The sequence below is a fragment of the Rhizobium sp. NPDC090275 genome (genome assembly GCF_044772225.1).
GTDB lineage: Bacteria > Pseudomonadota > Alphaproteobacteria > Rhizobiales > Rhizobiaceae > Rhizobium.
Genome location: NZ_JBIVYL010000004.1, coordinates 329,532 through 342,924, shown reverse-complemented (window position 1 = coordinate 342,924; position 13,393 = coordinate 329,532). Strand labels below are relative to the sequence as shown.

At 61.4% G+C, this 13,393-nt stretch carries 11 protein-coding genes; 9 read left to right on the top strand and 2 right to left on the bottom strand.

Annotated features, from left to right (window positions below; translation table 11 throughout):
• The first annotated feature begins 178 nt into the window (after positions 1–178).
• Together ACIQUB_RS12770 and ACIQUB_RS12765 are read left to right on the top strand one after the other, a co-directional pair.
• Positions 179–1,084, top strand: a complete 906-nt coding sequence (locus ACIQUB_RS12770; RefSeq protein WP_402929933.1) for a Hint domain-containing protein — start codon at positions 179–181, stop codon at positions 1,082–1,084.
• Between the two features lie 288 nt (positions 1,085–1,372).
• A complete protein-coding gene (locus tag ACIQUB_RS12765) occupies positions 1,373–3,670 on the top strand; it encodes an FdhF/YdeP family oxidoreductase (RefSeq protein WP_402929931.1) in 2,298 nt (765 codons plus the stop codon).
• 50 nt (positions 3,671–3,720) lie between these two features.
• On the opposite strand, the gene ACIQUB_RS12760 is transcribed toward ACIQUB_RS12765, so the two are convergent.
• On the bottom strand, positions 3,721–5,055 hold the full coding sequence (locus ACIQUB_RS12760; protein WP_402929929.1) for an aspartate aminotransferase family protein: 1,335 nt from the start codon (positions 5,053–5,055) through the stop codon (positions 3,721–3,723).
• Between the two features lie 149 nt (positions 5,056–5,204).
• Between ACIQUB_RS12760 and ACIQUB_RS12755 the strand changes: the two genes are divergently transcribed.
• The 7 genes from ACIQUB_RS12755 (at position 5,205) to ACIQUB_RS12725 (ending at position 11,188) form a co-directional block, all read left to right on the top strand.
• The gene (locus tag ACIQUB_RS12755) at positions 5,205–5,753 is read left to right on the top strand and encodes a cupin domain-containing protein (protein ID WP_047504707.1); all 549 of its coding nucleotides are present in this window, start codon (positions 5,205–5,207) and stop codon (positions 5,751–5,753) included.
• A gap of 190 nt (positions 5,754–5,943) precedes the next feature.
• Positions 5,944–6,591: a response regulator transcription factor gene (locus tag ACIQUB_RS12750; RefSeq protein ID WP_402929928.1), complete on the top strand. Its 648-nt coding sequence runs from the start codon at positions 5,944–5,946 to the stop codon at positions 6,589–6,591.
• Between the two features lie 141 nt (positions 6,592–6,732).
• Positions 6,733–7,875, top strand: coding sequence for a M24 family metallopeptidase (locus tag ACIQUB_RS12745; protein WP_402929926.1), 1,143 nt, complete (start codon positions 6,733–6,735; stop codon positions 7,873–7,875).
• A gap of 169 nt (positions 7,876–8,044) precedes the next feature.
• Positions 8,045–9,070, top strand: coding sequence for a hydroxyacid dehydrogenase (locus ACIQUB_RS12740; protein ID WP_402929924.1), 1,026 nt, complete (start codon positions 8,045–8,047; stop codon positions 9,068–9,070).
• A 374-nt stretch (positions 9,071–9,444) separates the two neighbouring features.
• A complete protein-coding gene (locus tag ACIQUB_RS12735) occupies positions 9,445–10,431 on the top strand; it encodes a Gfo/Idh/MocA family protein (RefSeq protein ID WP_402929922.1) in 987 nt (328 codons plus the stop codon).
• Positions 10,432–10,548: 117 nt separating this feature from the next.
• Positions 10,549–10,896, top strand: coding sequence for a CAP-Gly domain protein (locus ACIQUB_RS12730; protein WP_112436629.1), 348 nt, complete (start codon positions 10,549–10,551; stop codon positions 10,894–10,896).
• A gap of 52 nt (positions 10,897–10,948) precedes the next feature.
• Positions 10,949–11,188 carry a hypothetical protein gene (locus tag ACIQUB_RS12725; protein WP_402929919.1) on the top strand — a complete coding sequence of 80 codons (240 nt, stop codon included), beginning with the start codon at positions 10,949–10,951 and terminating at the stop codon, positions 11,186–11,188.
• A 229-nt stretch (positions 11,189–11,417) separates the two neighbouring features.
• Here ACIQUB_RS12725 and ACIQUB_RS12720 read toward each other — a convergent pair whose 3' ends face one another.
• Positions 11,418–13,310, bottom strand: a complete 1,893-nt coding sequence (locus ACIQUB_RS12720; RefSeq protein ID WP_402929917.1) for a diguanylate cyclase — start codon at positions 13,308–13,310, stop codon at positions 11,418–11,420.
• Positions 13,311–13,393: the final 83 nt, after the last annotated feature.

The following is a 13,393-nucleotide window of genomic DNA, read 5'->3' as shown; positions in this document are numbered from 1 at the left end:
TATCTCTTATAAGTTGTCCATCTCGAGACATTCGCGTGACTTTCCGCACGCTATGTTACCTACCGCTATTTGAGTAGCTTTGAACCTATTCGGCTGAGTTTATCGCGGATGAAGTTGGTGTAGGATGGTTAACAGCAATCAGAAATAGATAGGTGTAACCCAAAAGACGGAGAGCATTATGTCATCGATGGACCCGGAAGAAACACCCTCTAACCGTGCACGCCGGCATTTTCTCGGTGTTGCTGCGGCTACCAGCGCAAGAGTTGCCGGAATCGCTGTTGCGACCATGGCAATCGCCTCTTCGCCCGCGAAAGCAATGGGACGTAATTGGGGCGGCGGTCGCGGCGGCGGACATGGCGGTGGCGGCGGTGGTCACGATGGCGGCGGCGGTGGCGGTGGCCATTCCGGTGGCGGACACTCGGGTGGCGGCGACGGCGGAGCGAAGTGCCTGCTGCGTGGAACACTGATCGCGACACCGACTGGCGAAGTCGCGATCGAGGATCTGCGCCTCGGAGATCTTGTCGAAACGATCTCGGGCGAAGCAAAGCCTATCCGCTGGATCGGCCGTCAGACATTCCGCAAGAGCGTCGCATCCTGGCATCCATCCGTCATGCCGGTGCGCATCTCGAAGGGTGCGCTGGATGACGGCATGCCGAGCCAAGATCTCTACATTTCGGCTGGCCACGCCCTTTACGTCGATGGTGCTCTCGTCCGCGCGAAGGATCTGGTCAACGGCAGCTCGATCGTATCGGCCTTGCGCGATGACAGCGAAACGATCGAATACTACAACGTCCTGCTCGACAGCCACGACGTGGTGATTGCCGATGGCACGCCGGTCGAGACGTTCCAGCTGCGCGGCAGTCACTACGAGAGCTTCGACAATTTTGTCGAACTCGAGAAGCTCTATCCGGTCGAGCGCCGGCCCAGCATGGCGCCTTACGCGCCTGTGGTCGGCGAAGAAAGCGGACGGCAGCATCTGAAAGCTCTGCTGATGCTTGGCGTTTCGCCCATCGTACCGATGCGTGATCCGTTCAAGGCCGTCTCGCGACGCATTTCGAGCCGCGTCGGCGAACTGGTCGGCTAATCGCAGCCAGCCAACAGCTCAAGCTCTCCATAGCGGATTGGCGCGGTCCCGTGCCAATCCGTTTTCATGTGATTGCACAGCATCCACCACCTCGTCTTCGCTCCGCCGGAACCGATGGGCTCTAGCCGTTTTCGTATGGCATTCGCATATCTGCGGCAAACCGCTCGGCGCATCTGGCGGCGTCAGGCAGCGCTTATAGAGCTGTGGCAACGTCCTATGCTTGGGTATAGTGCAGCGCAGCACCGACTGGTGCTAAGCTGACTGGAAAGAGCGTGGAGAAGCAGGACCATGGCGAAGAAGCGGCCCGAGGGAATTGAGAAGTATGACGCACCGGCCGGAGGATGGGGCGCTCTGCGCGCTGTCGCCAAGACGCTTGCCCACCAACAGGTGGTCGCCCAGGGGTCTGCGACGCTTCTGAAGGCCAATAAGCCCGAGGGCTTCGACTGCCCCGGTTGCGCATGGCCGGATCCCAAGCACACGTCGTCCTTCGAGTTCTGCGAAAACGGCGCCAAGGCCATTACCTGGGAATCGACGGCCAAGCGCGTCGATCCGGGCTTTTTCGCCCGGCATACGGTGTCTGAATTGTGGGAATGGACGGATCACAGTCTCGAAGACGAGGGCCGCCTGACGCATCCGATGATCTACAACGCCAAGACCGATCGCTACGAGGTGATCGAATGGGACGATGCCTTCGCGCGCATCGGCGCCGGGCTCAATCGGCTCGAAGATCCGCATCACGCGGAGTTCTATACCTCCGGGCGCGCGTCCAACGAGGCCGCCTTTCTCTATCAGCTTCTGGTGCGCGCCTACGGCACCAACAATTTTCCCGACTGCTCGAACATGTGCCACGAGGCGACCAGCGTCGGCCTGCCGAAGTCGATCGGCGTCGGCAAGGGCACGGTTCTCCTCGAGGATTTCGACCACACGGATGCGATCTTCAGCTTCGGCCACAATCCGGGCACCAACCATCCGCGCATGATGGCGACGCTGCACGAGGCGTCGCGGCGCGGCGTACCGATCATCGTCTTCAATCCGCTGAAGGAGCGCGCGCTCGAGAAATTCGCCTCGCCGCAGGACCCGGTCGAAATGGCGACGCTGTCGTCGACACGGATTGCTTCGGCCTATCATCAGGTCCGCACCGGCGGAGACCTCGCAGCGCTCAAGGGGCTGATGAAGTGGGTATTCGAGATCGATGACGCCGATCTCGCCGCCGGAGGTGCAGGCGTGCTCGACCGCGCCTTCATCGCCGAGCATACGACTGGCCTTGAGGCTCTGCGCGAGGATATCGACAACACCAGCTGGGACAGCATCGTCACTGTCTCCGGCCTGACCAAGGAGGCGCTGAAGAGTGCTGCCGATGTCTATGTTAAGGCCAAGAGCGTCATCCTTTGCTACGGCATGGGCATCACCCAGCACAGCAACGGCACGGGCAATGTGCAGCAGCTCGCCAATCTCTTGATGCTGCGCGGCAATATCGGCCGCCCCGGCGCCGGCATCTGCCCGCTGCGCGGCCATTCCAACGTCCAGGGCGACAGGACGGTCGGCATCACCGAAATCCCCAACAAGGCGCTGATCGACGGCATGGAGCGGGCCTTCGGCTTCCGCCCGACCGACATGAAGGGGCACAATGCGATCGAATCCGTCGAAGCGATCATGGAGGGTAAGTCCAAGGCGCTGATCTGCCTCGGCGGCAATCTCGCGGTCGCCATGTCCGACACCGATTTCACCTTCGAGGCGATGCGCAAGCTGGATCTCGCGGTGCACATCACCACCAAGCTCAACCGCTCGCATCTGCTGATCGCCAAGACCTCGATCGTTCTGCCATGCCTCGGCCGCACCGACCTCGACACCCAGGCGACTGGTCCGCAATCGGTGACCGTCGAGGATTCCATGTCGATGGTCCATGCGTCGCGCGGCTTCCTGAATCCGCCGAGCGATATGCTGAAATCCGAACCGGCCATCGTTGCCGGTATCGCCAAGGCGACGCTTGGGGATCGCTATGGGATCGATTGGGATGGCATGGTCGCCGATTACGACAGGATCCGCGACAAGATCGAAATCGTCTTTCCCGATTTCTTCGACTTCAACAAGCGTGTGCGGGTTCGCGGCGGCTTCCGGCTGGACGTGCCGGCCTCGGAGCGTCGCTGGAAGACGGAAAGCGGCAAGGCGAATTTCCTCATCGGCCGTGGCCTGCATGAGGACCCGCTGGTGAAGAACCCCGACGCACTCGTACTGACGACGCTGCGCAGCCACGACCAGTACAACACCACGATCTACGGCATGGACGATCGCTATCGCGGTGTTTTCGGCCGCCGCGACGTGATCTTCATGAACAAGGACGATCTCGCGAAACGCGGATTGGCGGATGGCGACATCATCAATGTCGTCTCCCTGCCGTCGGCGGATGGAAAGTCGCGCAGCGCGCGCGGCCTGACCGCGATCGAGTACAATATTCCGCGCGGATCGATCGCCGGCTATTACCCTGAGATGAACGCGCTGATCGCGCTCTCCGCCTACGACCGCACTTCGGGCACGCCCGCTTACAAGGGCGTCCCGGTGACGGTCACCGGCGCGACCGCGCAGTAGGCTCGATGCGTGTTTCGGGCCTCGTCAAAACGAGGCCCGAAACGAATTGATCAGGCTGCGCGCTTCAGCGCGTCGCCGATAATCGAGACGATGGTCTCGATCTGATCCTTTTCGATGATCAACGGCGGCGAAAGCGCGATGGTGTCACCGGTGACGCGGATCAGCAGACCCTTCTTGAAGCAATCGACGAAGACGTCGTAGGCGCGGGCGCCGATCGCACCTTCACGCGACGAGAGCTCGATGGCGCCGACCAAGCCGAGGTTGCGGATGTCGACGACATTCGGCAGGCCCTTCAGCGAATGAAGCGCTTCCTGCCAGGTTTCCGTGAGACCAGCACCGCGCGTCAGCAGGCCTTCTTCGGCGTAAATCTCGAGCGTGGCGATGCCGGCAGCGCTGGCAACCGGGTGGCCGGAATAGGTGTAGCCGTGGAAGAGCTCTATAGCGTTCTCAGGGCCGGTCATCATCGCGTCATAGACCTTACGGCTTGCAAACACCGCGCCCATCGGGATCGCGCCGTTGGTCAAGCCCTTCGCCGTGGTGACGAGATCGGGCACGACGCCGAAGTAATCGGTGGCGAATGGGGTGCCGAGACGGCCAAAGCCGGTGATGACTTCGTCGAAGATCAGCAGGATGCCGTATTTGTCGGCGATCGCGCGCAGGCGCTCAAGATAGCCCTTCGGCGGCAGGATAACGCCGGCGGAACCGGACATCGGCTCGACGATGACAGCCGCGATGGTTTCGGCGCCATGCAGGGCGACCAGGCGTTCCAGATCTTCGGCAAGCTCGATGCCATGGGCCGGCAGGCCCTTGCTGAACGCATTGCGTTCGACGTCGAGCGTATGGCGCATGTGATCGGCAGGAATCTGCGGGAAGACGCGGCGGTTGTTGACGAGGCCGCCGACGGAGATGCCGCCGAAGCCGACGCCGTGATAGCCTTTTTCGCGGCCGATGATGCGGGTGCGGGTGCCCTGGCCGATGGCGCGCTGATAGGCGATGGCGATCTTCAGCGCCGTATCAACGGATTCGGAACCGGAACCTGTGAAGAACACGCGATCAAGCTGCGCGCTCGGGCCACCGGGGGCGATCTTGGCTAGGCGCTCGGCGAAATCAAATGCAATCTGATGGCCCATCTGGAAGGTCGGAGCAAAGTCCATGGTCATCAGCTGACGCTCGACAGCCTCGGCGATCCGCTTGCGGCCGTGGCCAGCATTCACGCACCACAGACCGGCGGTACCATCCAGAACCTTGTTGCCGTCGACATCGGTGTAATACATGCCTTCGGCGGAAGCGAGCAGACGCGGGGCCGCCTTGAACTGGCGGTTGGCCGTGAACGGCATCCAGAAGTTATCGAGCGACGGGCTGTTTGCTTTGCTGATCTGGTCCATGAGGTCTCTCCGGAATGGTGATGATGAAGTGATCGGCCAATTCAGATTCTCGAACAAGCCCTTTTCTGGCTGTTTTCAACCCATTGAAAATCATGGCTTCCCAAATCGAATGTTGTTATATTTCGAACACTCGAAACCTTGGAAACGCCATGTCCGTCGATATCGGTCAACGCCTGCGCCATTTGCGCATGCTTCACAATCTTTCGCAACGCGAACTGGCGAAGCGGGCGGGCGTTACCAACTCCACGATTTCGCTGATCGAATCCAATTCATCCAACCCATCGGTGGGTGCCTTGAAGCGCATTCTCGATGGAATCCCGATCGGTCTGGCCGAGTTCTTTGCCTTCGAACCGCAGAAATCGCGCAAGGCGTTTTACGCTGCCGAGGAGCTGGTCGAGATCGGCAAGGGACCAATTTCCTATCGGCAGATCGGCGAGAGCCTGTTCGGTCGACAGCTACAGATCCTAAAGGAATGCTACCAACCCGGCGCCGACACAGGAAAGGTAATGCTTGTGCATGAGGGCGAAGAAGGCGGCATCGTGCTTTCGGGCCGCATGGAAGTGACGGTCGAGGACGAGCGCCGCATTCTGGGCCCTGGCGACGCCTATTATTTCGAGAGCCGGCGCCCGCATCGCTTTCGCTGCGTCGGACCGGTCCCATGCGAGGTGATCAGCGCCTGCACGCCGCCGACGTTCTGATGCGACGTCAATCGCGAGCCTGACGGCCACAAAGACCCCAAACCTAAGTATAGTGTGGCCGACCTTCATGTCTGGCTATGGTTGCTTCGGTTTGAGGATGCGGGCACAACGTGCAGGGACGAGCACGCCCGCATTCGAAGCGACAGGATGAGGGAGGCTCCGCGAAATGACCCAGCTCTGGAGACATACCGTGAGTGACATGCGACGAGCGACCGTGGTGCAGCCGGCATCCCCCATGGTGTTGATCGTCGACGACGACATTTCCGTTCGCGAGGCGCTTGTCGATCTCTTTCAATCGGTCCGGATCGATGTGTCCGCTTTCGACAGTCCCGCAGCGCTTCTTGCCGGCGCAGACTTGAAGCGGCCGGGATGCATCTTGCTCGACGTTCGTCTCCCGGGGCTGAGCGGCCTCGATTTTCAGGGGCAGCTGGAGCGCATGGGAAGCAAGCTGCCGATCGTCTTCATGACCGGTTTTGGCGATATTCCGATGAGCGTGCGGGCGATGAAGGCCGGCGCGGTGGATTTTCTCGTCAAGCCGTTTCGCGACCAGGACCTGCTCGATGCCGTCTCCACGGCGATCGAGCGCGACGCGGTGCAACGCCGAGACAGCGCCGAGGGCGATGCCGTCGTTACCTTGGCCGAGACGCTGACCCCGCGCGAGCGTGAGGTGATGATGGCGGTCAGCAAGGGGCTGATGAACAAGCAGATCGCCTATGATCTCGGGATCAGCGAGATCACCGTCAAGCTCCATCGCGGCAATGTGATGCGCAAGATGGAGGTTCGCTCAGTCGCCGACCTCGTGCGCAAGGTCGAGCTTCTAGCAACGCGCCAGCCGTAACAACTGACATCGAAAGCCCACTGCCGGTTGACTTGACGGCCGGAGCAGGACTAGCTGCGCGCGATCAAGCCGCGACTTGATTGCTGAAAAGGCGACTCGTACACGCCGACAAACAGCGCATCCATATCAAGAGGAATAGCCATGTCGGCCACACCCCGCCCCGCCCCGATTTCCGAAACCGAACGCCGCGAGCGGCTTTCGACGCTGCGCAGCCGCATGGGTGCCGCCAGCGTGGACGCCGTGCTCCTCGGCTCGACGGAGAGCCTGCGCTATTTCACCGGCCTTGTCTGGCACCAGAGCGAGCGGCTGGTCGGCGCGCTGATCACCCAGGCTGACCTCTTCTACATCGTGCCGGGTTTCGAGCGCAGTCGCGTCGACAGTCTGCCGAAACTCGACGGCGCGATCGTGACCTGGGAGGAGGATGAAAACAGCGCCGAGACCGTAGCCGGCCTGCTTTCGGCGAAAGGCCGCGTGGCGCTCGACGACTCCTTGCCGCTGTTCGTCTACCACGCGCTTGCCAAGGCGCTCGGCGCGGAGCGCCTTGTCGATGGCGCCCGTCTGATCCGCGATATCCGTCTGCGCAAGTCCGCAGCCGAAATAGGCATCATCCAATACGCGATGAACCTGACGCTGGAAGTCCACCGCCGCGCGCACGCCTTTATCAAACCTGGCGTCCTGGCGTCGGATGTCGTGCGCTATATCGACGAACAGCACCGCGCGCTCGGTGCTGCGGGCGGATCGAGCTTCTGCATCGTCTCCTTTGGCGAAGCGACCTCACTGCCGCATGGCGCCGACGGCGAGCAGACCTATGCGGCCGGCGATGTCATTCTGGTCGACACCGGATGCCGTATCGACGGCTATCATTCCGATCTGACGCGCACCTATGTTCTGGACGAGCCGAATGCGGACTTCGCGCGCGCCTGGGCGATCGAGCGCGAGGCGCAGCAGGCCGTTTTCGACGCCGCCAAGCTCGGCGCCGCCTGCTCCGGCCTGGATGACGCGGCCCGCGCGGTCATGGTTCGTCATGGCCTTGGGCCTGATTACGCGCTGCCCGGCCTGCCGCACAGGGCCGGCCACGGTCTCGGCCTGGAAATCCACGAGGAGCCCTATATCGTGCGCGGCAACAAGACGGCGCTTGAACCCGGCATGTGCTTCTCGAACGAACCGATGATCGTTTTCCCCGGCCGTTACGGGATCCGCCTCGAAGATCACATCCACATGACCGAGACCGGCGCGGCATGGTTCACGCAGCCGGGCAAGAGCCCGACAGAACCGTTTGCGTGACTTGCACGACATCGTCTGACTGAGCTGTCGGGCACCGGACAGAATGGAAACGAGAGGCCGCTGCCCGCGCAGCGGCCTCTCGTCGTTTTACGGCGACGGTCCCTACTGCCCCCTGTTCCAAGCGGCATTTGCTGATAAGTCTTGCTCTCAGGGAATGGAGGAGGATGTGATGAGCCGCAATATTGTTTTGGTGGACCCTTTGCCACGAACGCTCGATCTGATCATGAAGCCGGATGTTCGCCGCCGGCTGGAAAATCTCGGCGAGTTGGTGATTTCCGAAGATCGGCAGATGCCGGCTGAGCAGGTCGATGCATTGCTGTCCGAGACGGTGCTGATCTTCGGGCAGACGGATATGCCGCGGGAGCGGTTGGACCGGGCGCCGAAGCTGAAGGCGATCATCAACGTCGAATCCAATTTCATGCCTAATATCGATTACCAGGCCTGCGTGGAACGCGGCATCTGGGTGATCACCCCAGCATCGGCCTTCGCATCGCCCGTGGCTGAGGCAGCGCTCGGCATGGCGCTCGACCTTGCCCGCGGCATCACCCGGGCCGACCGCGATTTCCGGGCGGGAACCGAAGAATACGGGCTGGCCGGGAACGACGGCGTCTTCCGCTTCGCGGGCGCGCCGGTCGGAATCATCGGCTTCGGCGATCTCGGCAGGCAGTTGCGTGATCTGATCCGCCCGTTCAAGAACACAGTGCGCGTGTTCGACCCCTGGCTACCCAACGAGATCGTCGAGCGCCTGGATTGCGTGCCATCCAGTCTGGACGAGACATTGAGCGAGAGCCAGGTGGTTTTCGTCTTCGCCAGCGTGACCAGCGAGAACGAGGGCTTCATCGGCCGCCGCGAGTTTCGGCTGATGAAGCCGGGCGCCGCCTTGCTCTTGATGAGCCGCGCGGCGGTGGTCGATTTTCCCGCGATGCTGGAGGCAGTGAAATCCGGGCACATCATCGCCGCGACCGACGTCTTTCCGGAAGAGCCCGTGGCCGCAGACGACGCCGTGCGCGGTTTGCCGGGTTTGTTGCTCTCTGCACACCGCACCGGCGGCACGCGCGATGCCTTCTACGAACTCGGCACGATGGCCGTCGCCGATGCCGAGCTCATTATGAAAGGCCTGCCGCCGCAGCTTTGCCGGCGTGCTGATCCGGCAACGGCAAGCCGCTTGCGATCGAAGCCTGTGTCGGTGTCCTGAGATAGCCTTGGGATAGAGCAGAAAATAAAAAAGCCTGTCGCGGGAGGAGGTGCGACAGGCTTTTTAAAACAAATGAACAGCAGCTGGGAGGAGGAGTGCTACTGTTCGCGCAAGTCCCTCTGGGAGGAGGAGTGAGGCACTTGCAAAGTCGAAGCTCTGCGGGAGGAGGATGCATCGCTTCGATGGATATGTATATACACACCCCCGCGCCTAAACGGTAGGCAAGTTTGCGCAAGGCAGCCATGCGCCATGCGCTTGGCGCTTGGCGCGGAGCTCTCAAGATGGCCGTCGGAACACGAAGCCCCTGTACTGATCGACCGATCCAGCTATAGAACGAGCAGTCACGCGGAAATGCTTGTGAAAGGCGACACGGAATGCTGCGCTGGGGAATTCTCGGAACGAGTTTCATCTCGAACACGGTGGCCGACGCCATCAATGGCAGCGACGGGTCGGTGATCGGCGCGGTCTTCGGTCGCGATCCCGAGCGCCTCGCAGCCTTTGCCGACCGCTACGGCATCTCCGTCAGGCATTACAGCATCGATTCGATCGTCGACGATCCCGATATCGACGTGATCTACGTTGGCCTGCCCAACAACGTGCATCACGACGCGGTCATCAAGGCGGCGGCGCGCGGCAAGCCGGTGCTGTCGGAGAAATCGCTGACCGCCACGATGGAAGAAGCGCATGCGCTCGCCGCGGCTGTCGAACAGGCCGACATCTTCTTCCTCGAAGGGCTGATGTATCTCTGCCATCCCGTGATCGCCGAGCTCGGCAACATCATCCGATCCGGCCGTCTCGGCACCATACGCTCGATCTCGGGCGCCTATGCCGCGGATATCTGGCGGGTCGTCAATCCCGCGGGCGGCGGAACGCTCTACAATCTCGGCTGCTATCCGACCTCGCTGATGCACTACGTCATCCAGACGGCCTTCGGCGCCGACGCCTTCGCGGATCGCGTGATCTCGGGACACGGCAACCGGTCGAGCCACGACGGCAACATATGCGACGCGGCGCTCACCGCCCGCTTCGGCTCGGGCGTTTTGGCAACGCTGCAATCGACGGACAGCTATGGCATGTCGTTCGACTTCACCGTGCGCGGCGACCGCGCCTCCGTCCGCTTCCTGACCAATCCGTGGCTGCCCGTTGCCGGCGACAATCTGCTGGAGATCGAGGAATACGGCTTGCCGACTGAGCGCATCGTCGTTCCGTCGGACCACGATGCCTTCGGCCATCAGGTTCGCCTCGTGGAAGACTGCCTGCGCAAGGGGCTGAAGCAGGCGCCCCGCCCCTCGCCGCACCTTTCCGATTCGATCGAGATCATGCAGTTGCTGACAGAGTGGGAGCGATGCTGCCTGGCGTAAGACGGGATCGATGCAACTATATAGAGGCCAGTGCTTGAGCCGGATGCTCTAATATGTTCATGAAGAACGACGCACCTCCCGGTGCCGGCGGGTGAAGTTGAGGTTGAGGTTGGTGAAATGAGCTACGACTTTCATGTCGGCCAGAAGGTCGTATGCATCGATGACACGTTCAAGCATGTCAGCATCGACCAGGGTATTCGCAAGGGCGAGATCTACACGCTGCGCTGGGTCGGCGAATACACACACTATATCGACGGCACCTTCTTCGGCGTGAAGCTGGAAGAGCTGCATCGCGGCAACGACGACGGACCGGAGGGCTACGGCGCCGCCGACATGCCGTTTCGCGCTACGCGCTTTCGGCCGCTGGTCAAGGACAAGATCTCATCTCTGCGCAAGCTGCTTGCGCCGACGCCGGATGCGCCGGTGGAGCCGAAGGTGAAGGTCAAGAAGAAGGAAGAGGTCTGAGCTCGATGCCATCTGGCCTCATCGAACCGACCCATCATTTTGAGGACAATTCTTGAACAGCGTTTCCGATCTCGTCGCCTCCGCAAAGACCGTTCACGCACGCTATCTGGCAGGCCGCATGGAGCGTGAAACGGTCAGGGAGTGGGTCATCCGGCTTGGCGCCTATCCCCAGCCGCACGGCGACCGGGTGCGCGAAGCAGCCGAATGGTTTCGCGCCGTCCATACCGATCCCGTCCCTTTGGAAGTGAAGTTGGTGGACCTCGATCGGCTATCCGCCATCGTTTCAGGCTGACCGAAATAGGTAGCCTTCGCGCAAACGAACCCATAAATGGCGCTTGAACTTCCCAGAAGTTGCGTTACACTCAACTTACATAATTCGTCTCTGACGGCTGACCACGGAGGTACTGGCAGTCGTTGTCGAGACGGGTCGAGGAAGGTCGGTGCGGTTTCGCCCCGGCCTTTTTCTTTGCATGATTGCCTGAAAATGTGCGCCGGAAACGCCGCAATAGCGTTGGAAACAGCTACCGCGCGGCCCTGCTGCTCCTTGGCGGGTTCCAGGCGACAGCCTGATTACGACCGTCGCGCTTGGCTTGGTAGAGACCCTGATCGGCCTCGAGAATAAGCTCGGCGGCGCTTATCTGCTGCTTCCAGTTGGACTTGGCCGAAATGCCGATGCTGGCCGTCACCACGCCGTACTCACTGCCGGTGTGAGCGATCGCCCGCGTGAGCAAAGTGCTGCGGAATTGTTCCGCCAACGAGAGCGCCTTGATCTCGTCGGTGTCGGGCAACAGAACCACGAATTCCTCACCACCAAACCGCGCCAGCACGTCCTGGGGACGGTTCATCGTGTGGCGCAGGCAGTCCGCGATCGCCTTCAGGCACGCGTCACCCTCGGGATGGCCGTAGGTATCGTTATAGGCCTTGAAGCGGTCGACATCGATCATCAGCACCGCCATCGGCCGGCGCTCCAGGCGGCTTCGCTCGACCGCAACCGACATCGCGTGGTCGAAGGCCCGGCGGTTGAGAAGCCCGGTCAGGGCGTCGGTCTCGGCGAGGCTCTTCATCTGCTCGGCGACAGTTCTGAGCGCGAATTCGGCCTGCTTCATCGTCGTGATGTCTGAGACCGCAACGAGCGCCATGCCATTGTCGGCGACGCGTGTGCGCAGGCTCAGCCAACGCCCGTCATGGAGTTCGAGGTGCTCGTCCTTGTCAAAGAACAGCGCGGCCGAGGCTTCCGACAACCATTCATCGGTGATCTCTTGGCGGAAATCCCGCCGCTCGTTCGATTCAACGACCTTTTTCAGGATCTCGCGAATATTCGTTCCGGGCACGCGGACGTCGCCCGACAGAGGAAACAGCGCCGCATATTGGGTGTTGCTGAAGACAAGCGTGCCTGTACGATCGAACATGGCGAAACCATCCGACATGCCGGCCATGGCGAGCGACAGCAAATCCTTGCTCTCGCGCAGCTCCTGCTCGATCTTTCGTTCCTCGGTCACATCGCGCGTCGCGCCCGCAAGTCCGATGACAGTGCCGGTCCGGTCGCGTAGCGGCACCTTCGATGTCGAATAGCAACGATCGCGGCCGCCTTCGCTCAGATACTCGATCTTGTCGAGCTGCGACTGCCCGCTCTCCATCAGGGCCTGCTCTTCGGCATAGAGCATTTCGGCGCGGCGCTGGGTGGCAAGCTGGAAGTCCGACGCGCCGATCATGGCTGCCGGCGACGGGTAGTGGTGGTGCTCGGCAACGTTCTTGTTGACGATGACGAACTTGCCCTCGCGGTTCTTCACGTAGTGAAAATCGGGCGTCTGCGTCAGTGCCGCCGACAGGATATCGCGGTCATGCGCCATTCTTTCGAACTGGATCAGAACGAAGGCGGCAATCATGATGCTGAGGAAATTGAGAACAGTGATCGGGAACCCGACGAGCTCGACGGCCCGAGCATTGGCCTGCGAGGTCAGCACCGACATGACCACGAGCAGCGTGGCCGATACCGCGATACCGAGCACGGCCGCATCGGCCAGCCTGACCTTGCGCCTTCTCACGACCAGGTAGCCGCAGAGCCCGACCATGCCCACGACGCATATGCTGATCACGCCGTCGACCGCACCCGCTCCGCCCTCAGAAAGGCGAAACACCGAGGCAATAACGATCGTCAAGAGCACGGAGAATGGCCCGCCAAACAGAGCCGACACCGCCACCAGCGTGTAGCGAAGATCGACGAAAACGCCTTGATTTAGCGGCACCGCCAGCATCATCGAGCAGATCGCACCGAGACCCATGGCGATACCGAACGCCTGGTTGCGCCGGCGCTCGGACAGGGCACGCGTGTGATAATAGGCATGCGACCACAGCGATATTGCTAGCGCGGTGATGGCGAGGTTTCCGAGCAGTATCTGCCAAGTTGCGTTCATCGATGGTCTGGTCTGGAACTCAGGACAATAGAGAACCCAACTACATCAATTTTCTTTCCGTCCCTTTAATCCGTAGCGGCAGC

What these genes read in the sequence shown, in the direction of transcription:
- ACIQUB_RS12740 (WP_402929924.1), top strand. Translation starts at nt 8,045, where the DNA reads ATGAGCCGCAATATTGTTTTGGTGGACCCTTTGCCACGAACGCTCGAT.
- ACIQUB_RS12765 (WP_402929931.1), top strand. Translation starts at nt 1,373, where the DNA reads ATGGCGAAGAAGCGGCCCGAGGGAATTGAGAAGTATGACGCACCGGCC.
- ACIQUB_RS12735 (WP_402929922.1), top strand. Translation starts at nt 9,445, where the DNA reads ATGCTGCGCTGGGGAATTCTCGGAACGAGTTTCATCTCGAACACGGTG.
- ACIQUB_RS12745 (WP_402929926.1), top strand. Translation starts at nt 6,733, where the DNA reads ATGTCGGCCACACCCCGCCCCGCCCCGATTTCCGAAACCGAACGCCGC.
- ACIQUB_RS12755 (WP_047504707.1), top strand. Translation starts at nt 5,205, where the DNA reads ATGTCCGTCGATATCGGTCAACGCCTGCGCCATTTGCGCATGCTTCAC.
- ACIQUB_RS12770 (WP_402929933.1), top strand. Translation starts at nt 179, where the DNA reads ATGTCATCGATGGACCCGGAAGAAACACCCTCTAACCGTGCACGCCGG.
- ACIQUB_RS12730 (WP_112436629.1), top strand. Translation starts at nt 10,549, where the DNA reads ATGAGCTACGACTTTCATGTCGGCCAGAAGGTCGTATGCATCGATGAC.
- ACIQUB_RS12760 (WP_402929929.1), bottom strand. Translation starts at nt 5,055, where the DNA reads ATGGACCAGATCAGCAAAGCAAACAGCCCGTCGCTCGATAACTTCTGG.
- ACIQUB_RS12720 (WP_402929917.1), bottom strand. Translation starts at nt 13,310, where the DNA reads ATGAACGCAACTTGGCAGATACTGCTCGGAAACCTCGCCATCACCGCG.